We start from the raw sequence: 25845 nt of genomic DNA on the forward strand, positions 1-25845 counted from the left end.
TCTGGTCTAACGACGTCAACGAGGCTTGCGGATGGGGTAGCCTCGGGCGGCTCATAGGGTTTCGAAGCCCAGTCCTGCCCCTTTTGAGTGGCCAACTCATTCAGTTCCTTGCTTCTCCCATGGCGTCTGCCGTCCTTGCAGCATCATCCCAACACGGTAGGCCAAGGCGTAACCCTTGGGCGTCAGGTGGTACATGATCTGTCTACGGTTCTCGGGATGAGGCCGGGATTCAACCAAATGCAAAGAGGTCGCGCGGATCCTTGCAGATTTCCCAATTTCCATCAGGGTCCTTGAGGCAACCGGCTGTATCGTTCCGAGTATTGAGGCGTAGTCGGTAGGGCCCAGGCCGGGCCTCAAGGCTACAGCCAAGAAGGCATCGATGTAGGAGGCCGGGAGGTTCGGCTCCAGGCTCCTGAAGGCTCCTATCACGTCCTTGATGCGCCTCAGGGACTTCAAAGGCAGTCCGTGGTTTCCGATGATCTCGCCACCCATGCGGCCTCCTGTAGGATCTGGATCGCGTTGCGTCTGCTGCGAAAAATGGCCCGCGAGAGGGCCTTGGGGTCTACTCGTAAGCGTAGACCGGAAGGTCTGTTGCATAATCCATCAAGTCTGACGCATCGGCTTCGTTTGTGACTATCAGGTGTCCGGTGGACCACTCGCCGTATGGCGAAGCTTTCAGATGCTCAAGGCCTTTGGTGGTCAGTGCGGCGAACACGAAGCTCTTGCTGGATGCATCTGGGTGCCTCCGATGCCCTGGAGGATAGAACACGATGTCGTAGTGGAGAGAGTGAAGCATCTTCTCAGCCCTAGACCGTCGTGTGTCCCTTGCGGTCACGCTTCGCCTATCTCATGCTCGCGAGTATTTAGCAAGTGTGTTCTGTCTGTTGGGCGTATGTAATCATGCGCAAAACATTCGGATATCAATTGGTATGTGTTGTTCACGCGTTAGATGTCCCATTACATCGGTCGCAACCATGGGGAGCATTGCACGGCAAGGACGAACAACAACGAGAGGCTTTAGCCGGAACTTGAAAGTGGGGGCCTGGGGGCGCTTCCCATATCAGGTGTGCGAAAGGAGACTCTACGGAGAGGACCCAAGGTTCACACCGCGCCCGAACCGCCCCGGCCGTCAGCGTCCCCAGCGGACAGGCGAGACCAGCGGTGACCACGGGCACACCAGGAACACTGAAGGCCCTGGGCAATCCGGGGCTGACTTCGGGGACATTGGTTGCCCGTCAGTTCAGGCCTGCTGCCTTCAGGAAGACGCTGCCCAGCATCGCGATGCAGAAGCCAAGCGGTACCAAGCCGAAGACAGTCAAAGGGTTTCCCCAGGCCTTCTCACTGAGGGACATGAGGACCGCGGCGATTGCCAACCCGAAGAACCAAACCATGACACAACTCCAGCCGTGCTTCGCGTGATGGGTGGGTGGCTGCGGGAAGCACCCTCAGGCTTCCTTTGGGTTGAGCACACGGTGGACTGAGGCCTTGCCGATCCCGAGCTTCGTGGCGATTACACCCATGCTGAGACCCTGGGCAGCCATAGCCTTGATGTCCTCAGCCTTGGCCCGTGCGGTGGGCTTGCGGCCCTTGTAGGCGCCCTCAGCCTTGGCCTTGGCGATCCCCTCTCTCTGACGCTCCAGCATCATTTCACGCTCAAACTGAGCCACACCACCCAGGACGTTGAGCATCAGCTTTCCCGTGGGTGTCGAGGTGTCCACTCCCAGGTTGACGATGCGGAGAGCCACGCCCTTGGCCTCCAGTTTGTTGATGATGTCGCCCATGTGGGTCACTGAGCGTGCGAGCCTGTCGAGCTTCGTCACTACCAACGTGTCCCCGGCCCTCACGAAGTCCAGCGCGGCCTCAAGCTCCTTGCGCTGACCTACAGAGGACACCTGCTCCGAGTGTATGCGCTCACACCCAAGAGCCTTCAGGTCCCTTACCTGGGCGTCGAGACCGGCTTCCTGCTCCAAGGTAGAGGTACGGGCGTAACCAATGAGCATCGAGAGGGCTCCAGGACCAGGATCGTTCCGTTGAAGTCCTTGACATAGTGAGCGGAGCCGTTCCGTTTGTCAAACCCATTCTTGTGGAACGATGCCAGGGGTGGACCGGAACGTTCCGCTGGAGCTTGCCCTATTGGAACGATGAGTTTCAGAGCGTTTCGAATCCAATCGAGGGTGAGGCGCGTGGCCGTAACAGCGAGACGTAGCCACAGGGTGCGCAATTTGGGATATGTGGACCAAACCGCTGACTACACGCATGTATGTAGTATAACTGGAGGACAAATGTGAGCAGCGAGAACGTTAGTGGCTGGCGAGGCCTATCCGTGAATGATCTTCCAGGGGAGCTTCAGGCGTCCTTGCGGACTGAGTTCCCCAAAGCGGGTTTGATCGCCGAATGGCTAAAAAGCCAATTTGAGCAGCAGGCCGACCATACGGGTTCCTCGAAAGATGAGGATCAGTTTGCTAAATGGCTTATTTGGCAAGAGATCAATGGCGACCCAAATCTCCGACTGAGGAAATGGCCTTCACTTCATAATTTTCTATTTTCTACTTACAGCACCAAGGCTTCACTTCTAGCTCAGCGGCACTGTCGCTTGTGTGCCTCACCTGATGGCCAAATACATTTCATTCCTATCCGCATTACACCAGTCTCGCGACAAGCGGTCACGGGAGAAGTCTTCAAGGCGTTTCAGGCGGCTATTGCCGACTGGTTTGCCACACGTACCGTTGATATCCCGAAGTCATCTCCAAGGTGCGTGGCAGTTACATTTGTTCTCGATCCAACCAAGAGAGATCGCGATCTAGACAATATGGTAAAAGCGTTGCAGGATGCTGTTTCAAGGGCACTCGATTTCAATGACAAGTATATACAGCACCTAGATCTGGCAAAAATTTATATCCCGAATGACGAGGAATACGTCTATATCCGAATGCAGGTCTCGGCCATTAACTCGGGTGGCGATGTAATTCTCCCGGTGACGAATCATAGGTGGCTCTCATCTGGAGCATTGGACCTAAAAAATTACATGCCAAAAACCTGACTGGATACGTTTGCAAGGAAAATGTCAGCATGTGCTGATAATTTATCCAATCATTTCGTGATCTATATGAAGGCCTCTCCCCCTCCATGCCGCTAGGTACCCTCAATGAGCGACATCAAGTTATTCCGCTTTGGCGAGGTTGTCAGTGAACTCAAGGGAGAAGCCGTCCAGGTCGAGAAGTCACTCCAGAAGCTCTTTGAGGGTAATCTGGAGACCCTACTAGGTGTACGCCTCCTAGCAAGTGAGTACTCGACAGGTCCGGCCCATGGCGGTCGGATTGACACATTGGGCCTCGATGAAGATGGTACGCCGGTCATCATTGAGTACAAGCGGTCAGTGAACGAGAATGTCGTCAACCAAGGGCTCTTCTACCTTGATTGGCTACTGGACCACCGCAAGGAATTCCAGTGGCTCGCAATGGAGAAATTGGGCCATGAGGCGGCGAAGGCTGTCGAGTGGTCTGCTCCACGACTGTTATGCATCGCTGGTGATTTCACACGGTATGATGCTCATGCGGTCAAGCAGATTGCTCGGAACATAGAGCTTCTTCGCTACCGCCGCTTTGGTTCCGACCTGCTGATGATTGAGCTTGTTCATGCTCCCAAGCAGGCCAAGCCCTCCAACGCGAACCAGGCTGTCGCTGCGGAAGGCGTCGTATTGCCCTCTGTTGTGTCTGACGGTGCCGCACTCGAAAACAAATACAAATCAAGTCGCATCGCGTACCGCCTCAGTCAGTCGAGCATCGCCCTTCAAGACATCTTCGGTGCGATCAAGGACTACCTGATGGCCCTGGGCGATGACGTTCAGGTCAAGGAGCTAAGCTATTACATAGCGTTCAAGCGCATCAAGAACTTTGCCTGCTTGGAGGTGTACCCGCAAACGAAGGTTGTCATCGCGTTTCTCAAGGTAGACCCCGCAACGGTTGCGCTCGAAGATGGCTTCACACGTGATGTCACCAAGGTGGGCCATTTCGGAACCGGCAATCTCGAAGTGACCATGAGGTCGATGGAGGATTTCGCGAGGGCTCAGCCCCTGTTCGTGAGAAGCTATGAGGCGTCTTGAGCGAGCAGTGGTTCTGCCTTTGGCTCCTCGCCTGTGTCGCTGCGATCTTAAGGCTAACCTTAGGACCCAGCGCGGCCACGGGCGCTCCTTCCAATCCGCGAGAAGCCTCCACGCCTTGGTGTGGTCCGCTGGGCACCACGGGCCTGCATGTCGGCCTCAAAGTTCGCGGCGGACTGAGCGGAGCGTGCGGCCCACTCTTGGTCCTGAGCGGCATCCTTTCGAGTCTTGGACCGTGAGAACTCATCAACCATGGCGTCGGTCTCCTCAGACTGAGCCTGTCGGGTGGCATCCTCACCGGCCTCTCGCCGCTGTCTGAGAGCAGCGGTCATCGGGTTTGGCCCATGGAGGCCATCCGAACCCAGGGTCATCTCATTGGATGGTGTCCCGGCTCCGTTGTGGAGGGTAATCAAACGGTCCTCTCCTGTAGGCTGGCCGGGGAGCCCAGCGAACTGCGGGTGCCAAGGGTCGCGCCCAGCGAAATCCAGATTACCGGGGAGCCACACGGGAGGAGTAGGCTGCTGCGGCTGTGACGGCGGTAAGTTGGTCGTCTCGGAAGGCCTCCGTCCGACTCCCAGCGTGTCCAAGGAGGATTCAAGGCCTACGCTTCGTAGCTTCGCGACCGCTGCTGCAAGGTGTATGGTGTGTTTGGGTCATGTGGTGTTGCGGGCAATTGCTAGCTTCCATAGGTTATCGCCGCGAAGCCAGAGATGGCCTCACGTTCTGTTGGGTTGTCTGTGTCGTGGTTTAGTTCTGAGAGGCTTCAGCCTTGGCAGCCCGCTTATCAGCCCTGAGGCGCCTTTGTGTGGCCTTGTATTTCATTTCGTCCCCGTCAAGCATCTGACGGATAGCAAGCATTTTGAGCCTGTCATTGAACGGACTGTGCCTGATCCGAAGCATAGCTAACTTGGCACGGTCAGCGTAGACGCCTGAAGGGAACTCTGTGCCGGGCTTGAGCGGCCTGAAATCCAGATCAGCGTTTGCCTTCACTATCTCCCGGGCATCAACGGCCCATTCACGGGTCATCCCAGCGGGAAGGTTCGCGGCAACATCGAGATTAGATTGAGGTCCAAGCATCTCTTCAAGCCGGGCTACCTCTCTCTGAAAGTCTCGGTAGTTGGGGATGAACTCCTTGAGCGAGATACGGGACTTGGCCCTAGCGCGCTTCGGCTTCTTATTGGTGGTGATTTCGGTCATGGGCATGCGTATTGGTGAAAGGGTTGATTGTAGGTAGGCGGTAGAATGGCCTGGCGCGGCCCAGGAACGGGTTTAGCCTTCACGGGCAGGCTCACATCCAGAATGAACTTGGAAGCGGCCTGTAGGGCTTCCTGGGCGATTTTGGCGTTGCTCTGAGCGGTGAACACACCATCATGACTGGGGAGGGCTACGATGCCCAAGGACATGAGGTGGTCTAGGGCCTCAAGGAGGATGTCACTTTCTAGCTTCATCAATCGGTAGCCCATTGGGACTTCGAGTGGCACCGGGGGATCAATGATGGACACCAATGTGGGATGCTTGGCCTTCAGTGCGGCGCGGAGGCTTGCGGGGGTCGCCCCATTGGGAAGCCCCTCTAGCGGCCTACCGTACTTCCGGCCTGCTCTCCCGCCATTCAGGAGAGACGAAAGGCCTTTCTTCACGGCCCCCCGGTGCTCCTTGTTTGCGTGGTCGTAGCCGCTCAGGAGGCCGGTTAGGTCGTAGGGATCACCGGGAGGCCAATCCTGGCCTAGCATCAGGTAGGCGAGCCGGGGGTGCATCGCCTCAAAGTCGAGGTCCGCGATGGGTTCGCCTTGGATGCGAAGGCCGCCCCTGCGGTCTTTCTCCAAGTTCGTCCAGAAGCCCCCACTGAGACGGCCGACTTGATCGAAGCGTGCCGCTTGATCGTTCAGGACCACGAAGCGGCGACTGAGGGTGCGGTCATTGATGGTGTCCACCAAGCCAAGGCCATCCGGGATGAACCCAAGATCCGCAGTGGCTAGGAAGCTGTTTAGACGAGACATCTCCAATCGGACGCGTTCGGTCTCCGGGGTGTCCTGGAACTCGATGTCCCTCCTGGTGGGCTCCTGGCCGGGACCGTGAACCACCTTCCGTCTGAGCATGACAAGCGGATTGCGCCTATCGATCCTGAAGCATCCCAGGTCCACGCCCAGGCCGGACACCAGGGCTGCTAAACGGCTGGTAGCCTGAATGGTGGTGAGGCCCTTGCCCCTCGCTCCGATGGCCTGAGTGAGGAAGCCTGCGGCCTCCAGGAGGTCCACAGTCTGTACAAAGGTAGCTCGGGGGATCGCGGGATTGTCGTAGGCCCTACGGCCCCCATTGTCCCGGCAGATGACCAGCGGCTTGCCCGCGGGGTGTCTGAGGAGGCTGTAGGCGAGATTGGACACCAAAACATCGGTAACGAGGTGGAAGGTCTCAGCGTCCTTTGTCCTACGCTTCCTAGCTCTCTGTTCGATGAACGTTACCTCTTCAATCACCACATCTAGCACAGAGCCCAGAGGCCCCGGTCTCGACAGACGGTACTGATGGATCCAAGGCTCCTTCTCCTTGGTGTTTCTATCATCATCGTCATTCTCAGTATCATGGTTCATCCCTGATCCTCATGAGTATCCTCTCATGTGTGTATCTATAACGATCATCTCTCTCAGTGACCTGGGCCTGTAGGTGGACCCCAGGACTACCATTAGTAAATGGCATAAGGAAAAACCCCAGGAGCACAGCGGCTCCCAGGGGCAGACGTGGCGTGGTCTTTTTGATCGATGCGGAGCTAGCGAGAGAACGAAGGGGCTCCAGGTCCACTGCGGGATGGCTTCAGGAGGCGCCCAGCGGGTGGCTGATTTGAGCCCGTTTTCTCTGGAGGGGGCATTATTCGGCCCTTAAATCGACCTAACCCTCTGAACTATATCAGGAACCTTGCCTATGAAATCGACATGTCCGGAAGGGTCGCATGTTTGGGAATTTTAGCACACAAACAGACTCACGTCTCTGGTGCCCAAGAGTGAACCACGAAACGGATAACTATCGGACCAACAGTTCATGCTACGAGCCTTCGGATCCGACCCGGAGCGCCATCGGAAGCCACCTCGGAGGCCCTGTGTTCTCTAGAGGGCCACCGTTGTGAACCCTAACAAGGCCTAACCCACAGAACACTATCAGGAACCTTGCCCATCACGGACCACTTCCCCGAAACACGGTGGTCGCCAGGTTCTCTAAGGGGCCGTTTATCCAGGCCTTAAGTGGGTCCAAGCCTCTGAGCGTTCTTGTGAGCCCTGCTATTCGTAGAGGCTTCGTGTGGCACCCGTGTTCTCTAAAGGGTCTCCGTTGTGGCACTCAAGTGGGTCCAAGCTCCTGAGCAACCAACGTAACCAGGCTACTTAGCGGGACCATATGCGGCCCGTCTGTTCTCTAAAGGGTCGGTTATTCGGCCACCAAACCGCACCAAGGCGCTGAGGACACTCAGGGAATCACCTAGCGCGGGAGGAGCCTTGGGTATGGGCCGTGGGATGCCCCTGGAGTGCTCTAGGAAGCCCCGGGACGGCCGTGAGTGGTCTCTAGGGCGAGGGGGGGCTTGGGGGCGTCCTGGGGAGTCCTAGCGTGACTTATTCTGTCCGCCCAACTGCTTCCGCTGGGCTTTCTGGGACATAGGTCGCCTAGCTTGGTGTAGATCCCGGTAGGCCTCATGAAACGGCAGCACTGAGAATGCTTCCTTCAGCCTCTCGCATATCTCAAGACCTTTAGCTGAGGTGATGATGATCGCGGACTCTGAGATTGACTTATTCTCGTAATAGTAAGGGTGCTTACCGTCTGTTGCTACATGAGACTGAGGCATGCCGAAGCTTAGGCTGTCATTGGCTATCAATCGACCCCGATATATGCCGTGACTGAGGACATTGCGGTTTTCGGAGAACTGCCGAATTTCTGGCGCCAACGCGTCCCAAGCCTGCAATCGTTTTTCGTCGGACTCTTCTTCTACCAGATAACCCAGGGTCTCTAGCTTTTGACTTATTGGAGCGCGCTTCAGTAACACGAAACCAATGCGGGGATGGACTTGAGCCATCTTGAATAGGCTCATACTGATCAAGTGGTCTATTTCAGCCCCAACCATAATTATCTCGCCTATGGCGGCCCTAATACGTCGGGGTATCCGATAGGGCGTAATGACTTCGCTGGACGGCTTGGGATTGTCAGGGTTCATGGACTGAATATGATTGAGGTTGCGGTAACTGACCAGCTAGCGGCCATCCCCCGGTCCCGCTCACTGTCAAGCTAAGCGTACCGCCTCAGCCCACATCGCCTTTAATGTATTCGCTAGCGCCTCAGTGTCAGCCGAGAAGTTGACTGCTGTATGCCGAGACATTGGGGGCATCAGGTAAGATGATGAGAAGGGCAATCTGGCATTGGGCACAGGCCGTCTTACAGATGTCTCGTGGTCCTATACGGGGGACGACGACACGTCGGAGGGATTGCTGATCCTCCAGGGCTCCAAATCTTCTGGCGCGCACGTGGTGACCGAGAAGGCTTATGTGAAGCGGATACTCACGGGCCGTTGGAGCCTCGTAAGCGTGCTTGATGACGCCACGTGGGTCCACTCGATCTACCCACGGTCAGGCAAGCTGCTGGTCACCCAAAATACCAGCACGGCTATGTCAGAATTATCTGGCGAGATGCTGAAGGGTACGTGTAGGGTGACGGTTAGGTAGTGCTTTGCGTCTTTACCCGATCAACTCCAGCCCCAAAACCCACGAACTTGTCGAGCAGTATGGGCTGTTGGCGTCCATTGTGAATTTGCGATGGCAGCAAATGGGGCGCCGTAGGTAGAAACCCAGGTCGGCACTGGTTCCCCAAGCGTTAGAATTGATTCTATGACCGCGCCATTCTTGTCAAGTTCATCGATGTAATCGACGGCGTTGAATCCTGGGGCGACCGTGAGCCTTAATGTAATTAGCAAATTTGCCCTACCTTTAGTGAACCGCGTCAGCTGCTGTTGAACCCAGTACTGAGGCGTCGGCGGTGTATGACCCTCGTTGACTGAGCTGACAACTGCTAAATTCAGTTCAAGCCATTGCCCGTTGGCTAGCTCAATACGTGCATCCCGCCCATTCCCGACTCCGGTTAATGCCCGAACAAGTGAGCCCTTACGGACAGCCTTGCCACCCACCACGATCCAGCAATGAAGTCTAGTCATCACGTCTCCCTTGAAATCAGGAGCCTTGTCTGCTCGGCTCAGAAAGATAGACCGCTCGAATCAGCCCCTGTGATTGCTACGCGGCTTTGTTGATATGCAACGCGGCGTGAAGGGTCTCAGAGCCTTCCAGAAGGCAACCAGGGAGAAGCCTGCGAACCAAGACCCTAGGATTGCCATCTGCGCCCCACGCCAGAATGGGGGCCAATCCAGCAGGTAGCGGAGCCTGTGGGATGATGGTGTCCAGGAGGAATCTGCGTAGGTCGGGGCGGACCACAGCATCAGCGAGCCGATACCCAACAGGAAGACACCAGCCCCAGCGGCCTGTAGGCGGTCCCTGAGTGTCGGTGGGAAGTCGTCAGGCTCAAACAGCGGCATGGCACATCATAGCGCTCTGATGGACCACTGAAGCCACTGTGCGTGTTCCGGTTAGGATGCTCGCTGGCACAATCTGGGCACAGTGAGAGCCGGCACCCGGCCCTCCTTTGGCTGACCCTAGGCTTGACCCAGGGCCCGATAGTCACCTAGGCTCCTCTAGCTAACAGCTTGTTTTGAAGGAGCTTTCGGTCCGTTTCAGGCCCTACGTATGGATCACCTTCCCATACGCATCCAACACGCTCTCGTGCAACATCTCGCTGAGCGTCGGGTGCGGGAACACCGTGTGCATCAGCTCCTCCTCGGTGCTCTCCAGGTTCATCGCCACCACGTAGCCCTGGATCAGCTCGGTCACCTCGGCGCCGACCATGTGGGCGCCCAGCAGCTGGCCGGTCTTGGCGTCGAACACGGTCTTGATCAGCCCGTCCGGCTCGCCGAGCGCGATCGCCTTGCCGTTGCCCGCGAACGGGAAGCGGCCGACCTTCACGGCAAACCCCTGCTCCTTGGCCTTGGCCTCGGTCAGCCCGACGCTGGCGATCTGCGGCTGGCAATAGGTGCAGCCCGGGATCTTGGCCTTGTCCATCGGGTGGGTGTGCAGGCCCTTAATGGTCTCGATGCAGAGGACGCCCTCGTGCTCGGCCTTGTGGGCGAGCATCGGCGGGCCGGCGACGTCGCCGATCGCGTAGAGTCCGGGCACGTTGGTGCGGCCGAGCCCGTCCGTCACCACGATCCCGCGCTCGATCGTTACCCCGAGCTTTTCGAGGCCGATGCCCTCGATGTTGCCGACAACGCCCACCGCCGAGATCAGCTTCTTGGCCGTGATAGTCTGTGACTTGCCGTCGCCGCCCTCGATCGTCGCCGTGACCGAATCCGCGCCCTTCTCGACCTTCGTGACCTTGGCGCCGGTGAGGATCTTGATCCCCTGCTTCTCAAAGCGCTTGCGGGCGAGGCCGGCGATCTCGGCATCCTCCACGGGCAGGATCTGCGGCAGCAGCTCCACCACGGTCACCTCGGCGCCCATGGTGCGGTAGAACGAGGCGAACTCGATCCCGATCGCGCCCGAGCCCATCACCAGCAGGCTCTTGGGCATCGTCTCGGGGACCATGGCCTCGTAGTAGGTCCAGATCAGCTTCTTGTCGGGCTCGATCCCGGGGATCGCCCGGGGGCGCGCGCCGGTCGCCACGATGATGTGCTTGGCGCCGTAGGTGCCGGCGCCCTTGGCGCCCTTCGGGGCTTCGGCGCGCTGGGTCGCCTTCACGGTGACCTGGCCGGGCTGGTTGCCCTTCGCGACGCTGTCGACCGCCGCCTCGCCCCAGATCACGTCGACCTTGTTCTTCTTGAGCAGCATGCCGACGCCGCCGTTGAGCCGGCCCGAGACGCCCCGGGAGCGCTTCACGATCGCGGCGGTGTCGAACCCGACTTTTTCCACCGTCAGACCGTAATCGCCGGCGTGCTGGAAGTAGTGGTAGATTTCGGCCGAGCGGAGCAGGGCCTTGGTGGGGATGCAGCCCCAGTTCAGGCAGATGCCACCAAGATGCTCGCGGTCGACCACGGCGGTCTTGAAGCCGAGCTGCGCCGCCCGGATCGCCGTGACGTAGCCGCCGGGCCCGGCGCCGATGATGAGGACGTCGTAGGTGTCGGACATCGTGTCTCAGCTCTCCGCTGTGGGGCGCGCGACCGCACCGTCGTTGACGCGGCGATCAGGACGAGGTCTTCAGCGCGTTCAGCCGCTGCTCCATGGCCTTGATCGTCTTCTTGATCGCCTGGAGATCCGCCTTCGCCTGCGTGCCGAGGCCGGTCTCGTAGGCGACGTAGATCTCCAGTTCTTCGAGCTTCTCGGTATGACCCGTCAGGGTTGTCTTGATCGCTGCGACATCGCGCTTCACCTCGGCGATGTCGCTCTGCATCCGTTGAAAGGCGAGCAGAACCGGATCGGTGACTTCGGACACGCGACTCTGCTTTGATCGCTCAGGCGATCATAGCAGAGTCGCCCCTCACACCAGCATGCCCATCGGGTTCTCGATCAGCCCCTTGAAGGCTGAGACCAGCTCCGCGCCGAGCGCCCCGTCGAGCACCCGGTGGTCGCACGACAGGGTCGCGGTCATCACTTGGACCACCGCCGGGGCCCCATCCTTCACGACCACGCGCTTCTCGCCCGCGCCCACCGCCAGGATGCTCGATTGCGGCGGGTTGATCACCGCGGTGAAGTGCTTGATGCCGAACATGCCGAGGTTCGACACCGAGGTGACGCCGCCTTGGTACTCCTCGGGCTTCAACTTCTTGGCGCGGGCGCGCGCCGCAAAATCCTTCATCTCGTTGGAGATGGTCGAGAGCGTCTTCTCGTTCGCCCGGCGGATCACCGGGGTGAACAGCCCGCCGTCGATCGCCACCGCGACGCCGACCTCGGCGTTCTTGAACCGCAGGATCCGGTCCTCGGCCCAGACCGCGTTGGCGGCCGGGACGCGGGTCAGCGCGAGGCCCATCGCCTTGATGACGAAGTCGTTCACCGAGAGCTTGAAGGCGGGCTTGCCGTCCTTGTCCTTGGCCGCGGAGCCGTTCAGCGTCTCGCGCAGCTTCATCAGGGCGTCGAGCTCGCAATCCACCGTGAGATAGAAGTGCGGCGCCACCTGCATCGCCTCGGTGAGGCGCTTGGCGATGGTCTTGCGCATGCCGTCGAGCGGCACCTCCTCGTAGGAATCCTTGGCGAAGAAGCCCTTGACCTGATCGGTCGTGAGCCCGGCCGGCGCCCCGCCCGCGGGGGCGGCTTTCGGGGCGGGGGCTGCCGCCTTCGGTGCCTCGGCGGCGGGCTGCGCGGCGGCGGGGGCCTTGGTGGCGCCGGAGGCCTTCGCGGCCTGGACGTCGCGGGCGATGATGCGGCCGTGCGGCCCGCTGCCCTGGACGGCGCCGAGGTCCACGCCCTCCTGCTTGGCGATCCGCCGGGCGAGCGGCGAGGCGAAGACCCGGCCGCCCGAACCGGCCTGGGCACCGGCCTGCGGCGCCCCGCTCGGTTGCGCGCCTTCCGGCGCGGCGTTCACCCGCTCGTACGACATGTGGCCGCCGCCGGGGGTGGTGTTCTGGTCGGCCGCCGAGGCGTCCACCTTGAGTTCCGCCTTGGACTCGGGCTTGGCCGCGCCGTTGGAGCCCGCCTTCGGCGCCCCGCCGGCCGCAGCCGCCGACACGTCCTCGCCCTCGCCCGCGATGATGGCGATCAGGTCGTTGACCGGCACGTCCGCGGTGCCCTCGGGCACGAGGATCTTGGCGAGCACGCCCTCGTCGATCGCCTCCACCTCCATGGTGGCCTTGTCGGTCTCGATCTCGGCCAGCACGTCGCCGGACTTGATCGCGTCGCCCTCCTTCTTCAGCCACTTGGCGAGGTTGCCCTTCTCCATGGTGGGCGAGAGCGCGGGCATCAGCACGTTGATCGGCATGGCATCAGGTCTCGGGCTGGGCCGGGGCGGCCGGATCGTCGAAGGGGAAGAGGTCGTCGAGGGGGAACGGCACGGCGTCGAAGGGCGCGAGCGCCACGGTCTCGCCGCGCTGGATCGTGGCGAGGAGCACCCAGCGCCCATCCGTGAGAGCGAAGCCTTCCAGCACGCCCGACGTCGGATCGAGCAGCCAGAGATGGCCGACGCCGGACCCGGCGTAGATCCGGCGCTTCGGCCCGCGACCGAGGCGAGTCGTTGACGGCGAGAGAATCTCGCAGATCCAATCCGGAGGCGTCTCGATGAAGGCATCCTCGGGTTCGGTCGGCATCCGCTCGCGGCGCCAGCCCGCAAGATCGGGCACGACCACCTGGGATCCGAGGTGAAGTTCCGGCTCGATGATGAAGACCCATCCGCCGGGGCCGCCGCGGCCGCGTGCGAACGGCCGATCCAGCTCGCCCGACAGGCGCGCCGCGGCGATGCCGTGCCGGGGCCTCGGCCGCGGATGCGTCTCCAGCACCCCGTCGATGATCTCGGCGACGCGATGCCCCGGGACCGCCTCCAGATCCGCGTAGGTCGCCTGCCGGACAGCCGCCTCAGCCATGGGCATGTGCCATCGCTAGTTGAGGCCGCCGGGGTCGAGCCCCTCGGCCTCCCACCCGGCCCGGATGCGCTCGACCGCCTCCTCCTCCGACATGTCGGTCTCCAGCGCGTAGGCGCGGGCGGCCTGCCGGGCGAGGTCGGCCAGCAGCCGGCCCCAGGTCGCGGGATCGTCGAACGAGCGGCGCAGCGCCACGCTCACCGCGCCGTCGACCACGGCGGCGCGCAGAACCTCGATGCCGCCCTGGTCCAGGGCGTCGGGCGGGATGGCGAGTTCGGCAAATTCGTTGCTGGAATCTTGGCTCATGGCGCGCCGGCTGTTCCTCGATCCTCGCCGGGGCGGGCGACCGGCGCCCGCGCGCCGGTCACTTGTAGCAGACGCTCTTGGCGGCCTCGACGACCTCCGCCACGTTGGGCAGCGCCAGCTTCTCGAGGTTGGCCGCGTAGGGCATCGGCACGTCCTTGCCGGTGATGCGCAGGACCGGGGCGTCCAGGTAGTCGAACGCGTCGACCATCAGGCGGGCCACGATCTCGGCACCGATGCCGGATTGCGGGAAACCCTCCTCCACGGTGATGCAGCGGCCGGTCTTCTTGACCGATTCCACCACCGTGGCGCTGTCCATCGGGCGGATCGTGCGCAGGTCGATCACCTCGGCCTCGATGCCCTGCTCGGCCAAAGCCTGCGCGGCCTTGAGGGCGTAGGTCATGCCGATCGCGAAGGACACGATGGTCACGTCGCTGCCGGTGCGGTGGATCTTGGCCTTGCCGATCGGCAGCACGAAGTCGTCGAGCTTCGGCACCGGGAAGGACTGCCCGTACAGGATCTCGTTCTCGAGGAAGATCACCGGGTTCGGGTCGCGGATCGCGGCCTTGAGCAGGCCCTTGGCGTCGGAGGCCGTGTAAGGGGCGATCACCTTGAGGCCCGGCACGTTGGAGTACCACGCGGAATAGTCGTGGCTATGCTGGGCACCGACCCGGGCGGCCGCGCCGTTGGGGCCGCGGAACACGATCGGGCAGCCGAGCTGGCCGCCCGACATGTAGAGCGTCTTGGCCGCGGAGTTGATGATGTGATCGATCGCCTGCATGGCGAAGTTGAAGGTCATGAACTCGACGATCGGCTTCAGGCCGGACAAAGCTGCCCCGACGCCGATGCCGGCAAAGCCGTGCTCGGTGATCGGGGTGTCGACCACGCGCTTGGCGCCGAATTCCTGCAGCAGGTTCTGGGTGACCTTGTAGGCGCCCTGATACTCGGCGACTTCCTCGCCCATGACGAAGACGTCGCCGTCGCGGCGCATCTCCTCCGCCATGGCGTCGCGCAGGGCCTCGCGGACGGTCTGGGTGACCATCGGCGTGCCGGCCGGGAACTCCTCCATCACCGGCTCGTCGGCCTTGTTGGTGATGACGGCCGGGGCCGCCGGCGCCTTCGGGGCGTCGTCGCCGGTCTTGGCCGTGGCAGCCGGCCTGTCGGCCATGCCCTCGGCCTGCATGTCGGGCGCCGGGGCCGGATGGCCGCCCGCGCCGTTGGGCTTGGCGCCGCCGCCGGATGACTGGACGCTCGCCGGATCCTCGCCCTCGCCCGCGATGACGGCGATCGGCGTGTTGACCGCGACGCCCTCGGTGCCCTCCGCGATCAGGATCTTGGCGAGCACGCCCTCGTCGATCGCCTCCACCTCCATGGTGGCCTTGTCGGTCTCGATCTCGGCCAGCACGTCGCCGGACTTGATCGGATCGCCCTCCTTCTTCAGCCACTTGGCGAGCTTGCCCTCCTCCATGGTGGGCGAGAGGGCGGGCATCAGGATGTCGGTCGCCATGCTCAGCTCTGCGGTCGTCTTTTCGGTCGGGGCGGCCAGGGTTTCAGGATCGCGCTAGGCGTGCGCATCCAACAGGATATCGGTCCAGAGTTCCGAGGGATCGGGCTCGGGATCGTTGGTGGCGAACTCGGCCGAGGCGTTGACGACTTCACGGACCTTGGCATCCGTCGCCTTCAGATCGGCCTCGGGCACCCCATGCAGTTCGAGCAGGCGCTTGCGCACCATCTCGATCGGGTCGTGCTCGTCGCGCATCTTCGAGACCTCGTCCTTGGTCCGGTACTTGGCCGGGTCGGACATGGAATGGCCGCGATAGCGGTAGGTCTGCATCTCCAGGATGTAGGGGCCCTGGCCGGTGCGGGCGTGCTCGATCGCCCGGGTGGCCGCCTCGCGGACGGTGCGCACGTCCATGCCGTCGACCTGCTCGCCCGGGATGCCGAAGGAGAGGCCGCGCTTCGAGAAGTCGGTCTGCGCCGAGGCCCGGGCCACCGAGGTGCCCATGGCGTAGCGATTGTTCTCGATCACGTAGACGACTGGCAGCTTCCAGAGGGCCGCCATGTTGAAGCTCTCGTAGACCTGGCCCTGGTTGGCGGCGCCGTCGCCCATGTAGGTCAGGCTGACCTTGCCGTTCTCCCGGTAATGGTCGGCGAAGGCGAGACCCGTACCGAGCGAGACCTGCGCGCCGACGATGCCGTGGCCGCCGAAGAACTGCTTCTCGCGGCTGAACATGTGCATCGAGCCGCCCTTGCCGCGGCTGTAGCCGCCGCGGCGCCCGGTCAGCTCGGCCATCACGCCCTTCGGGTCCATGCCGCAGGCCAGCATGTGGCCGTGGTCGCGATAGCCGGTGATGACCTGGTCGCCGTCGACCGAGGCCATCTGCATGCCGATCACCACGGCCTCCTGGCCGATATAGAGGTGGCAGAAGCCGCCGATCAGGCCCATGCCGTAGAGCTGGCCGGCCTTCTCCTCGAAGCGCCGGATCAGCAGCATCTCGTGATAGGCGTGGAGATCTTCGTCGCGGCTGAACTGCGGCATGTTGGGTGCCGGCTTGTGCGCCTCGGCGACTTGAGGGTTCGCGGGCTGCGAAGACGAAGCCTCCTTTGCAGGCTCTTTGGCGGCGTCCATCGGCGCTCTCCCCGTGATTCCACGCGACGTGGTGGGGGTGTAGGACAGCGCCGATGGGAAAGCGAGGGCTGCCGCTCTGACAGGAAGCCGCTGTTGTCAGAGGGTTTTCGGGACTAAGGCCTCGTTGGGATCGCGGTTGTCCTCCCGGGGCCGGCACGCGATGCGATGCGGGCTCGGAGACTGCAGGCCAATGTGGCCCTCGCGGCCGAACTGTCGGGCAAGATCCTCAATCAGTGGGGCGAAGAGGCTCTCCGAAGAGCGGTCGAACAGGCAGCGGCCGGAGCGCACCGCATGCGACCGCGACGGTCTCGGCGTTCTCAAATCCGGTCTTACCCGACGTGAAGCACTGGGCCACTCTTCGTGCGCGGGGGACCCTGCTCTCGGCAAAACCCCGCCAGACGCATCACGGCGTGATGATCACCACGTCGTTGGCGTGGACGCGACCGAGGACGATCCGCGCGCGCTCTTCCAGCAGGTCGCGGTCGATCTGGTCGCTCTTCAAGAGGGCGACCCGGTGCTCCCAGACGGCCCGCTCGGCCTTCACGGCGTTGAGCTCCTGGGTGAGCTGGTAGGCGCGGATCTTCAGCGCCTTCTTGGCCTCGAGGCCGCGATTGCCGCTCTCGGCCTGCCAGACGAAATAGCCCACGACGAGCGCCGACAGGGTCCAGAGACCCAGCGGCAACACGACCATTCTGACCCGGCGACGCACGACCATGGCGCGACCCTCGCGCGAGAAGGTTAACGGAGCCTTGCGCGGGCCCCGGGACTTGATCCCCGTGGGGCGGGATCGCACAGGAGAGCGCGAGGGCCGCGCGAATGGACATGACCGAACTGGCGCGCTGGATCGCCGAGCACGCCACCGGAACGAACGACCACGACACCCTGCTGGAGCGATTCTGCGGGGCGCTGATCGGCGCGGGCGTTCCCCTCTGGCGGGTCAGCGTCATGACGCCGGCGATCGATCCGACCCTGCGCGGTGTCAGCCTCAACTGGCATGCGGGCGCGGGCCTCTCCTTCGTGGCCAATCCCCACGGGGCCGAGCAGGAAACCGACTGGCGTCTCAGCCCCGTCCACGCGCTTCTGGAGCGGGACGAGACCTTCGGACGCTGGCGCCTCGACGCGCCGGGATCGGAACCGGACTTCCCGATCCTGCGGTCCCTGCGGGCGGAGGGCGGGACCGACTACGCAGTCCACATCGTCGGCTTCGCGCCGGGCACGGCGCTCCGCGGCGTCGCGGTCTCGTTCTGCACCCGGGCGCAAGCGGGCTTCGCCGAGGCGCACTTCGCGGCGATCACCGCGGCCCTGCCGTTTCTGACCCTGGCGGTCGCCAAGATCGGCCTCGCCAACACCCTGCGCGAGGTCTCGGCGACCTATCTCGGCCGCTCCACTGCCGAGCGGGTGCTCGACGGGCAGATCCTGCGCGGCGAGGGCCGGGCCGTCCCGGCGGCGATCCTGCTCACGGACCTGCGCGGCTTCACGGCGCTGTCCGACCGGGCCGACCCGATCGACATGGTCACGTGGCTCAACGAGCATTTCGATGCCCTGGGCGATCCGGTGGCGCGCCACGGCGGCGAGATCCTGAAATTTCTGGGCGACGGATTCCTGGCGATCTTCCCCGTCTCGGACGCCGACACCCTGCCCTGCCCGGTCTGCGGCAACGCCCTGAGGGCGGCCGCGGAGGCGCTGGCCGCCAACGAGGCCCTCAATGCCCGCCGCCGGGCCGCGGGGCTGCCCGACCTGGCGGCCGACTGCGTCGTCCATTTCGGCACGGTGGTCTACGGCAATGTCGGCACCGGGCGGCGCCTGGACTTCACGATCATCGGGCGGGCCGTGAACGAGGCGAGCCGGATCGAGAGCCAGTGCGCGGCCCTGGGCCATCCGCTGCTGGTGTCGGATTCCTTCGCGGAGCGCTGCGAGCGGCGGCTTCAGCCCGTCGGGACGATCGAGCTGCGGGGCCTGTCGCGGCCGATGCGGGTTTGGACGCTGCCGGAGTTCGGCGATGGGTTTGGTTCCGGGGAGCCGGCATGAGGCGGGATTCCCGCTCGTGTTCGACGGCGAGATCCCGGGCCTTTTCAGCGTGGGCGCGACCGATTCCGCGGATCCCCTCCCCCTCTGCGGGGGAGAGAGCGCCGCCGGATCAGCGCCGGGCGAGCTGCTTCAGCGCCGCCGGGCCGGCATAGAGCGCCTGCGGGCCCAAGCCCTCCTCGATCCGGATCAGCTGGTTGTACTTGGCCAGTCTGTCCGAGCGGGCGAGCGAGCCGGTCTTGATCTGCCCGCAATTGGTGGCGACCGCGAGATCCGCGATGGTCGAATCCTCGGTCTCGCCCGAACGGTGCGACATCACCGCGGTGTAGCCGGCGCGCTGGGCCATATCGACCGCCGCCAGGGTCTCGGTGAGCGAGCCGATCTGGTTGACCTTGATCAGGATCGAGTTGGCCGTGCCCTCCCCGATGCCCCGGGACAGGCGCTCGACGTTGGTGACGAACAGGTCGTCGCCCACGAGCTGGCAGCGGTCGCCGATCTTCTCGGTCAGGAGCTTCCAGCCGGCCCAGTCGTCCTCCGACATGCCGTCCTCGATCGACACGATCGGGTAGGCGTCGACGAGCTGGGCGAGGTAATCGACCTGCGCCTCGATGGTGCGGGTCGTCCCCTCCCCCTCGTAGGCATAGCCGCCATCCTTGAAGAACTCGGTCGCGGCGCAGTCGAGCGCCAGGGCGATGTCCTGGCCGGGCTTGAAGCCGGCGGCGCTGATCGCGTCCATCACGAAGTCGAGGGCGGCCTCAGCCGACGGCAGGTTCGGCGCGAAGCCGCCTTCGTCGCCGACGTTGGTGTTGTGGCCGGCCTTCTTCAGCTTGCCCTTCAGGGTGTGGAACACCTCGGAGCCCATGCGCACGGCCTCGGCGATCGAGTCCGCCCCCAGCGGCAGGATCATGAATTCCTGGAAGTCGATCGGGTTGTCGGCATGCGCGCCGCCGTTGATGATGTTCATCATCGGCACCGGCAGCACCCGGCCCTGCACGCCGCCGACGTAGCGATAGAGCGGCAGGCCCGAAGCCTCGGCCGCGGCCTTCGCCACTGCCAGCGACACGCCCAGGATCGCGTTGGCGCCGAGCCGCGCCTTGTTGGGCGTGCCGTCGAGCTCGATCATCGCCTCGTCGACCGCGACCTGATCCTCGGCCTCCATGCCGCCGATCGCGTCGAGGATCTCGGTCTGCGCCGCCTCGACCGCCTTCAACACGCCCTTGCCGAGGAAGCGGTTCGCGTCGCCGTCGCGCAGCTCCACCGCCTCGTGGGCACCCGTGGAGGCGCCCGAGGGGACCGCGGCGCGGCCGAAGGAGCCGTCCTCCAGGAGCACGTCCACCTCGACCGTGGGGTTGCCGCGGCTGTCGAGGATCTCGCGGGCGCTGATATTGGTGATCGCGGTCATGGAACGTCCTCTTGCGGGGCCGCGGGCCGGCGACCGCGCCCGGTCGGGGCGTCGGCGCATCGCGGCGGCTTATCGGTCAAGCCGGGAGTGACGGCAAGCGGCGGAGGACGCTCGGCCTGTGCATGCCGCTGCCGGGGCCGGCCGGGCGCCGGACCGGGAAAATCGCCGCGGTGCCGAGGGATGCGCCTGGCGGCGCGGCGTTCTATACGCCCACCATGATGATGCCCGAAAACCTCCAGCTCGGCCAGCCGGCGCCGCTGCCGACCTCCCCCGAGGCTGCGCGCCTCGACCGGGTGCCGAACCCGCACGCGGACACGGACTACGTGGCCCGGTTCACCGCGCCCGAATTCACGTCGATCTGCCCGGTGACTGGACAGCCGGACTTCGCCATCCTGGTGATCGACTATGTGCCGGGTGACTGGCTCGTGGAGTCGAAGTCGCTGAAGCTCTACCTCGGCGCGTTCCGCAACCACGGGGCATTCCACGAGGATTGTACGGTGGCGATCGGCAAGCGGTTGGGCGACCTGCTGGCGCCGCGCTTCCTGCGCATCGGCGGATACTGGTATCCGCGCGGGGGCATCCCGATCGACGTCTTCTGGCAGACGGGCACCTTGCCCAAGAACGCGTGGCTGCCCGATCCCGGCGTGCCGCCCTACCGCGGGCGGTGAGCGGCGCAAACGAAGAGGGCGGCCGGCTTGCGCCGGCCGCCCCCAAATCGTCGGTCCGCGGACCTCAGTAGCCGTAGCCGTAGTAGCCCGGCGCCGCGTAGCCGTAGCCGCCGTAGGCCGGGGCGTAGCCGTAGGCCGGCGCGTAGCCGTACCCGCCGCCGTAGTAGCTGTCGCGGGCCGCGCCGGCGGCGATCGCACCGGCCGCGAGGCCGGCGATGCCGAGACCGATGGCGGCGCCGGTGCCGATGCCACGACGACCGCCGCGGTAGTAGCCGTGGCCGTAGCCGCCATAGCCGCCGTGGAAGCCGTAGGGACGCGCCTCGGCGCTCGAGGTCGCGGCGACGCTGCCGATGGCCAGGGCGGCGGCGGTGGCGATGATACCGATCTTGCGCATGATATTCCCTCTCGATCCTCGATCGAACCTGCCCAATAACGTAGCCGTGCCGGGACAGTTCCAAGTTCCGGCAGGTCTCGGCGTGCGGATCCGCACACAGTCGGTTTCGTGAACCGCGGCTCTTCATGATCGACGGGTTAACCATTCCGCCGAGCTTGGCCGTTCCGGCCCCGGTGCATCCCGTAACCTTGCGAATATTTTCCGATGCTGTCGCGCCCGGCTTGATCGCCTCCGCCCGGTGTCGGGCCTATGATGGCGACCCTGGAGGAGTGCCCGATGGATGCCCTGACCCTGATCCGCGAGACCTTCGCGCCGCTGTCCGGCAAGCGGATCCTCGACATCGGCTGCGGCCCCGGAACGCTGGCGAAGCGGCTGAGCGAGGACGGCGCGGCGGTGACCGGCATCGATCCGGGCGCGGCAGCGCTCGAACAGGCCCGGGCCGCCGCGCCGGGGGTGCGGTTCGAGAGCGCCTCGGGCGAGGCCCTGCCCTTCCCCGACGGCAGCTTCGACGGGGCCGTCCTCCTCAACGCCCTGCACCACGTGCCCGACCCCGCCGCAGCCCTCATCGAGGCGGCGCGCGTCCTCGTCCCGGGCGGGTGTGTCGTGGTGGTGGAGCCCCTGGCGGCGGGCAGTTTCTTCGACGCGTTGCGGCCGATCGAGGACGAGACCGCAATCCGCGCGGCCGCACAGGACGCGATCGCGGCGGCCCTCGCCCGCGGCGCCCTCACCTGCCGGCGGGACATCACGATGGAGCGGCGGGAGAGCTTCGCCTCCCTGGATGCCTTCCTGAAGCGGGTCTGCGCGGTTGATCCCGCCCGGGCGGCGACGATCGAGGCCCGTCGCTCCGTCGTGGAAGCGGCCTTCGAGACGGCGGCCGAGCGCGCGGCGGACGGACGCTACGGCCTCGTCCAGCCCCTGCGGATCCACGTGCTGGAGCCTGCCTGATCCGGGGTTTCGAAAGGGCGAGCCCTTTCGCGGGTCCAGGGCGGAGCCTTGGTATCGGTCAGGGCTTTGCCCTGACGACCCACCAGAGGGCTCGCCCTTTTGAAACCCAGTTCACGCGGCGCGAGCCTTGGCCAGCTTGTCGAAGGCGATGAGTTGGTCGAGCAGCGCCGGCATATCCTTCAGCGCCACCATGTTGGGGCCGTCGGAGGGCGCCCGGTCGGGATCGGGGTGGGTCTCGATGAACACGCCGGCCACCCCCACCGCCACGGCGGCCCGGGCCAGCACGGCGACGAATTCCCGCTGCCCGCCGGAGCTCGCCCCCTGGCCGCCCGGCTGCTGCACCGAATGGGTCGCGTCGAACACGACCGGCGCGCCGCTCGTCACCTGTGCCATGATCGGCAGGCTGCGCATGTCGGAGACCAGGGTGTTGTAGCCGAACGAGGCGCCCCGCTCCGTGACGATGACGTTCGGGTTGCCGGCCTGCGTCACCTTGGCGGCGACGTGCCTCATGTCCCAGGGCGCCAGGAACTGACCCTTCTTGATGTTGACCGCCCGCCCCGTCGCGGCGGCCGCCAGGAGCAGGTCGGTCTGGCGGCACAGGAAGGCCGGGATCTGGAGCACGTCCACGGCCTCGGCGGCCCGGGCGCATTGCTCGGCGGCGTGCACGTCGGTCAGCACCGGCAGGCCCAGGGACTCGCGGATCTCCGCGAAGACCGGCAGCGCCTCGTCGAGCCCGACGCCCCGGGCGGCACCGCCCGAGGTGCGATTGGCCTTGTCGAACGAGGTCTTGAACACGAGGTCGATCCCGGCGCGCGCCGTCATCGCCTTGAGGGCGGCGGCGATCTCCAGGGCATGGCTCCGCCCCTCCAACTGGCAGGGGCCGGCGATCAGCACGAGCGGCAGGTGGTTGGCGAAGCGCGCGTCGCCGACCTGAACGATGGGGCCTCGGACGACCGGGCCGGGGGTCTCGGAATTCGACATGAGTGCGGTCTAGCCCGCACGGCGGATCCGCGAAAGCCCGGCCCGGGGCGCGACCCGGCAGACCGTGAGATCCTCCCGGAGGGCGTCCGATCGCGGGCCGGTCTCGCACAGCATCAGGGCCTTGCCCGAGCCGCCGCGGCGCGGGGCGTTCGCCAGAAGGCTCGCCTGATGCAGGTTGAGCGCCAGCACCTCGGCGGCGGCGGGATCCGCCCCGGCGAGCGCCCGGGCCGCGCGGCCGACCAGGGTGAAGTAGGCCAGGGACGGTTCCCGATCCCGCGAAGCCACGGTGATCCGCGCGGGCTTTCGGCAATCGAGGCTCAGCCGCTCCGCATCCTCGGCGCGGAACACCGCGTAGTGGCCGGCCCGGCCGGCGAGCGAGGCGCCGGTATCGCGGATCACCCTGGCGGCAAGCGCGTCGCAGGCATCCGCGGCATGGACCGGCGCTGTGCTCAGGCTGGTCAGGATAGCAAACGTTAAGATCGTTTTCCGGGTCGGTGTCATTGACTCGTTCCAAATCCTCTGCAAGATCTCATCGCATGCTTGGCCGTAAGAAGGGCCGGCTGTATCGCGATTTGCTGTCTTCGTTTCGATATTTACCGGCAATATACCCAGGTTTGCTTCGATGCGTCCCGAATATAGCCTCTGTATCGTGTGTTCAAGGACTTTGTTCGAGGTGAATGTTTCTATCCGATGCCGATGACTGGCCGTGCGCCCGGTCCGGGTGCCCGGGCGGGACGTGCAGGATGCCACGGGGATCGATGATTGTCGGCCGAAAAGGTTCCGGCGGCCTGCGGCGGACCGATCGCCTCGGGGTCCGTGCGCCGATCGGAAGGACGAGTGTGGAGGAGTTGGGTCGTGGAAAATGATCTTGGAATCGTCTTCAGGTCGGTCTTGAGCGTCCGGGACACGCTCGAAGGATCGATCGCGGAGATCAAGAGCCTCGTCGGTCCGGGCCAGGAGGCCTACGCCGAACTGATCGACTTCCTCACCTTCGCGGCCCGGCGCGCGGCGCTCTCAACGGCGCCGCTCCTGCAGGATCTCTGGGTCCTGTTCGAACTCGGGGAAAAGCGGAACGGTTACTTCGTCGAGTTCGGGGCCGCGGACGGCCGGGGCGCCAGCACCACGCAGTTGCTGGAGACGCTCTACGGCTGGCAGGGGGCCATCGCGGAGCCGGCGCGTGGCCGGCACGAGACTCTGCGCGCCAGCCGGACCTGCTACGTCACGAACAAGTTCGTCTATGCCGAGGACGGTCTGAAGCTCCTGTTCAACGATACGGAGAGTTCGGAGGATCCCTCGGCTGCCGCGGGGACGCGCCGGAGCGGGAAGCGGTACGAGGTCGAGACCATCACGCTGCGCAGCCTTCTGCAGGCCGCTCAGGCGCCGCGCACCATCGACTTCCTGAGCATCAACGCCGAGGAGGACACGCGCGACCTTCTGGAGCGCTTCGATATCTCCGCACACGACGTGACGCTGATCAGCATCGCGAATGTCGATCCGCCGCAGGGCGAGGCGCTGGCCGAGCTCATGACTCGGACGGGCTACGAGCGCCGGTTCGCGCCGTTCTCGATGTCCGACGCCTGGTACGCCAAGCGCGACCAGGCCGCGGTGGCGCAGCCGGCCGCGGCCTGAGGCCGGCCGGCGCTGTCCGTCCGGCTCGGGCCGGGTCCGGCGGCTGTCGCCCCGGGCTCGCAGCGTGGACAGCGCCCTTCGGATGCCCGATCTGTGCCGGCGGCGCGGCGCCCTACGCCGCTGGCACACGAGGCTCCGACCCGGCCCATGCTCCGACCCATCCTCGCCGCCGCGCTCCTCGCGCTGGCCTCCCCCGGTGCGGCGACGGCGAACCCCGTCGCCGCACCGGCCTACGGTCCGGAGCTGGAAGGCTTCGACTATCCCTTCCCGGTGAAGCGCTTCACGTTTCCATCGCAGCGCCAGGCGCTTCAGATGGCCTATCTGGACGTGCCGGCCGAGACGCCGAACGGCCGCACAGCGGTCCTGCTCCACGGCAAGAACTTCTGCGCCGCGACCTGGGAGAGCCAGATCCGCGCGCTCAGCGCGGCCGGCTACCGGGTGATCGCGCCCGATCAGGTCGGCTTCTGCAAGTCGAGCAAGCCGGCCGCCTACCAGTTTACCTTCCGGCAGCTCGCCGAGAACACGCACGCGCTGCTGGCGCAGCTCGGGGTCGAGCGTCCGATCCTGATCGGCCACTCGACGGGGGGCATGCTGGCCGCGCACTACGCCCTGCTCTACCCGAAGGCGGTCGAACGGCTCGTGCTGGTCAATCCGGTCGGCCTGGAGGACTGGAGCGCCAAGGGTCTGCCGCCGATCTCCCTGGCACAGTGGTACCAGCGCGAGCTGAAGGTCTCGGCGGAGTCGATCCGCGCCTACGAGACCACGACCTACTATGCCGGCCGCTGGGAGGCGCGCTACGAGCCGTGGGTGACGATGCTGGCCGGGCTCAACAATGGCCCCGGCAAGGAGGCCGTCGCCTGGGACTCGGCGCTGGTCTACGACATGATCGTCACCGAGCCGGTGGTCTACCGCTTGCCCCAGATCGCGGTGCCGACCCTCCTGATGATCGGCCAGAAGGACAACACGGCGATCGGCAAGGATCTCGCCCCGCCGGAGGTGCGGGCGCGCCTCGGCCACTATCCCGAACTCGGCCGGGCGGCCGCGCAGGCGATCCCGGGGGCGCGGCTCGTGGAGTTCCCCGCGCTCGGCCATGCGCCGCAGATGTCGGACCCGGAGGGGTTCAACAAGGCGCTGATCGAGGGGATCGCGGTGCGGTGAGCCCGGGGACGGCCCCTTCCCGGCTTCTGCCGCGGGGC

Annotated in this window: 25 protein-coding genes; 7 read left to right on the plus strand and 18 right to left on the minus strand. The window is 64.6% G+C overall.

What is annotated here, in order from left to right:
- Nucleotides 1-96: 96 nt before the first annotated feature.
- The 3 genes from MKK75_RS03375 to MKK75_RS03385 all read right to left on the minus strand — a co-directional run bounded on the left by MKK75_RS03375 (nt 97) and on the right by MKK75_RS03385 (nt 2000).
- Nucleotides 97-492, minus strand: coding sequence for a MarR family winged helix-turn-helix transcriptional regulator (locus MKK75_RS03375; protein ID WP_244041223.1), 396 nt, complete (start codon nt 490-492; stop codon nt 97-99).
- A gap of 743 nt (nt 493-1235) precedes the next feature.
- The gene (locus MKK75_RS03380; protein WP_244041224.1) at nt 1236-1391 is read right to left on the minus strand and encodes a hypothetical protein; all 156 of its coding nucleotides are present in this window, start codon (nt 1389-1391) and stop codon (nt 1236-1238) included.
- Nucleotides 1392-1445: 54 nt separating this feature from the next.
- Nucleotides 1446-2000: a recombinase family protein gene (locus MKK75_RS03385; protein WP_244041225.1), complete on the minus strand. Its 555-nt coding sequence runs from the start codon at nt 1998-2000 to the stop codon at nt 1446-1448.
- A gap of 284 nt (nt 2001-2284) precedes the next feature.
- On the opposite strand from MKK75_RS03385, the gene MKK75_RS03390 reads away from it, so the two are divergent.
- Both MKK75_RS03390 and MKK75_RS03395 read left to right on the plus strand, forming a co-directional pair.
- Complete coding sequence (locus MKK75_RS03390) at nt 2285-3040, plus strand: hypothetical protein (RefSeq protein WP_244041226.1); 756 nt, start codon at nt 2285-2287, stop codon at nt 3038-3040.
- Nucleotides 3041-3145: 105 nt separating this feature from the next.
- Complete coding sequence (locus MKK75_RS03395; RefSeq protein ID WP_244041227.1) at nt 3146-4102, plus strand: DUF5655 domain-containing protein; 957 nt, start codon at nt 3146-3148, stop codon at nt 4100-4102.
- Between the two features lie 744 nt (nt 4103-4846).
- Here the strand turns inward: MKK75_RS03395 and MKK75_RS03400 are convergent.
- From MKK75_RS03400 to MKK75_RS03450, 11 genes are all read right to left on the minus strand, one after another.
- Nucleotides 4847-5296: a hypothetical protein gene (locus MKK75_RS03400; protein WP_244041228.1), complete on the minus strand. Its 450-nt coding sequence runs from the start codon at nt 5294-5296 to the stop codon at nt 4847-4849.
- The gene (locus tag MKK75_RS03405) at nt 5293-6684 is read right to left on the minus strand and encodes a hypothetical protein (RefSeq protein WP_244041229.1); all 1392 of its coding nucleotides are present in this window, start codon (nt 6682-6684) and stop codon (nt 5293-5295) included. Before MKK75_RS03405 ends, MKK75_RS03400 begins: the two co-directional genes overlap by 4 nt.
- A gap of 998 nt (nt 6685-7682) precedes the next feature.
- Nucleotides 7683-8150: a hypothetical protein gene (locus MKK75_RS03410; RefSeq protein ID WP_244041230.1), complete on the minus strand. Its 468-nt coding sequence runs from the start codon at nt 8148-8150 to the stop codon at nt 7683-7685.
- Between the two features lie 1705 nt (nt 8151-9855).
- A complete protein-coding gene (gene lpdA / locus MKK75_RS03415; RefSeq protein ID WP_244041231.1) occupies nt 9856-11295 on the minus strand; it encodes a dihydrolipoyl dehydrogenase in 1440 nt (479 codons plus the stop codon).
- A 55-nt stretch (nt 11296-11350) separates the two neighbouring features.
- A complete protein-coding gene (locus MKK75_RS03420) occupies nt 11351-11599 on the minus strand; it encodes a hypothetical protein (protein ID WP_244041232.1) in 249 nt (82 codons plus the stop codon).
- A 45-nt stretch (nt 11600-11644) separates the two neighbouring features.
- Nucleotides 11645-13078: a pyruvate dehydrogenase complex dihydrolipoamide acetyltransferase gene (locus tag MKK75_RS03425; RefSeq protein ID WP_244041233.1), complete on the minus strand. Its 1434-nt coding sequence runs from the start codon at nt 13076-13078 to the stop codon at nt 11645-11647.
- A 4-nt stretch (nt 13079-13082) separates the two neighbouring features.
- Nucleotides 13083-13682 carry a Uma2 family endonuclease gene (locus MKK75_RS03430; RefSeq protein WP_244041234.1) on the minus strand — a complete coding sequence of 200 codons (600 nt, stop codon included), beginning with the start codon at nt 13680-13682 and terminating at the stop codon, nt 13083-13085.
- A gap of 9 nt (nt 13683-13691) precedes the next feature.
- Nucleotides 13692-13979, minus strand: coding sequence for a DUF5076 domain-containing protein (locus MKK75_RS03435; RefSeq protein ID WP_244041235.1), 288 nt, complete (start codon nt 13977-13979; stop codon nt 13692-13694).
- Nucleotides 13980-14037: 58 nt separating this feature from the next.
- On the minus strand, nt 14038-15483 hold the full coding sequence (locus tag MKK75_RS03440; protein WP_244041236.1) for a pyruvate dehydrogenase complex E1 component subunit beta: 1446 nt from the start codon (nt 15481-15483) through the stop codon (nt 14038-14040).
- A 54-nt stretch (nt 15484-15537) separates the two neighbouring features.
- Nucleotides 15538-16605, minus strand: coding sequence for a pyruvate dehydrogenase (acetyl-transferring) E1 component subunit alpha (gene pdhA, locus MKK75_RS03445; RefSeq protein ID WP_244041237.1), 1068 nt, complete (start codon nt 16603-16605; stop codon nt 15538-15540).
- A 403-nt stretch (nt 16606-17008) separates the two neighbouring features.
- A complete protein-coding gene (locus MKK75_RS03450; protein ID WP_244041238.1) occupies nt 17009-17320 on the minus strand; it encodes an FtsB family cell division protein in 312 nt (103 codons plus the stop codon).
- 101 nt (nt 17321-17421) lie between these two features.
- Here MKK75_RS03450 and MKK75_RS03455 point away from each other — a divergent pair, with 101 nt between their 5' ends.
- Entirely contained in the window at nt 17422-18633 is a 1212-nt protein-coding gene (locus tag MKK75_RS03455; protein ID WP_244041239.1) for an adenylate/guanylate cyclase domain-containing protein, read from the plus strand.
- A gap of 109 nt (nt 18634-18742) precedes the next feature.
- Here MKK75_RS03455 and eno read toward each other — a convergent pair whose 3' ends face one another.
- Nucleotides 18743-20032, minus strand: coding sequence for a phosphopyruvate hydratase (gene eno / locus MKK75_RS03460; RefSeq protein WP_244041240.1), 1290 nt, complete (start codon nt 20030-20032; stop codon nt 18743-18745).
- A gap of 215 nt (nt 20033-20247) precedes the next feature.
- On the opposite strand from eno, the gene queF reads away from it, so the two are divergent.
- Nucleotides 20248-20700, plus strand: a complete 453-nt coding sequence (gene queF / locus MKK75_RS03465; RefSeq protein WP_244041262.1) for a preQ(1) synthase — start codon at nt 20248-20250, stop codon at nt 20698-20700.
- A 64-nt stretch (nt 20701-20764) separates the two neighbouring features.
- Here queF and MKK75_RS03470 read toward each other — a convergent pair whose 3' ends face one another.
- A complete protein-coding gene (locus tag MKK75_RS03470) occupies nt 20765-21094 on the minus strand; it encodes a hypothetical protein (protein ID WP_244041241.1) in 330 nt (109 codons plus the stop codon).
- A 276-nt stretch (nt 21095-21370) separates the two neighbouring features.
- Here MKK75_RS03470 and MKK75_RS03475 point away from each other — a divergent pair, with 276 nt between their 5' ends.
- Complete coding sequence (locus tag MKK75_RS03475; protein ID WP_244041242.1) at nt 21371-22039, plus strand: class I SAM-dependent methyltransferase; 669 nt, start codon at nt 21371-21373, stop codon at nt 22037-22039.
- A 111-nt stretch (nt 22040-22150) separates the two neighbouring features.
- Here MKK75_RS03475 and kdsA read toward each other — a convergent pair whose 3' ends face one another.
- Together kdsA and MKK75_RS03485 are read right to left on the minus strand one after the other, a co-directional pair.
- Entirely contained in the window at nt 22151-23020 is an 870-nt protein-coding gene (gene kdsA / locus MKK75_RS03480) for a 3-deoxy-8-phosphooctulonate synthase (protein WP_244041243.1), read from the minus strand.
- Nucleotides 23021-23029: 9 nt separating this feature from the next.
- A complete protein-coding gene (locus MKK75_RS03485) occupies nt 23030-23521 on the minus strand; it encodes a hypothetical protein (RefSeq protein ID WP_244041244.1) in 492 nt (163 codons plus the stop codon).
- A gap of 354 nt (nt 23522-23875) precedes the next feature.
- Here MKK75_RS03485 and MKK75_RS03490 point away from each other — a divergent pair, with 354 nt between their 5' ends.
- Nucleotides 23876-24649, plus strand: a complete 774-nt coding sequence (locus MKK75_RS03490; protein WP_244041245.1) for an FkbM family methyltransferase — start codon at nt 23876-23878, stop codon at nt 24647-24649.
- A gap of 147 nt (nt 24650-24796) precedes the next feature.
- Nucleotides 24797-25807 (plus strand): alpha/beta fold hydrolase, encoded by a 1011-nt coding sequence (locus MKK75_RS03495; RefSeq protein WP_244041246.1) that lies wholly within the window; start codon nt 24797-24799, stop codon nt 25805-25807.
- Nucleotides 25808-25845: the final 38 nt, after the last annotated feature.

Source organism: Methylobacterium sp. J-030 (assembly GCF_022829545.1).
In the GTDB taxonomy this organism is placed as follows: domain Bacteria; phylum Pseudomonadota; class Alphaproteobacteria; order Rhizobiales; family Beijerinckiaceae; genus Methylobacterium.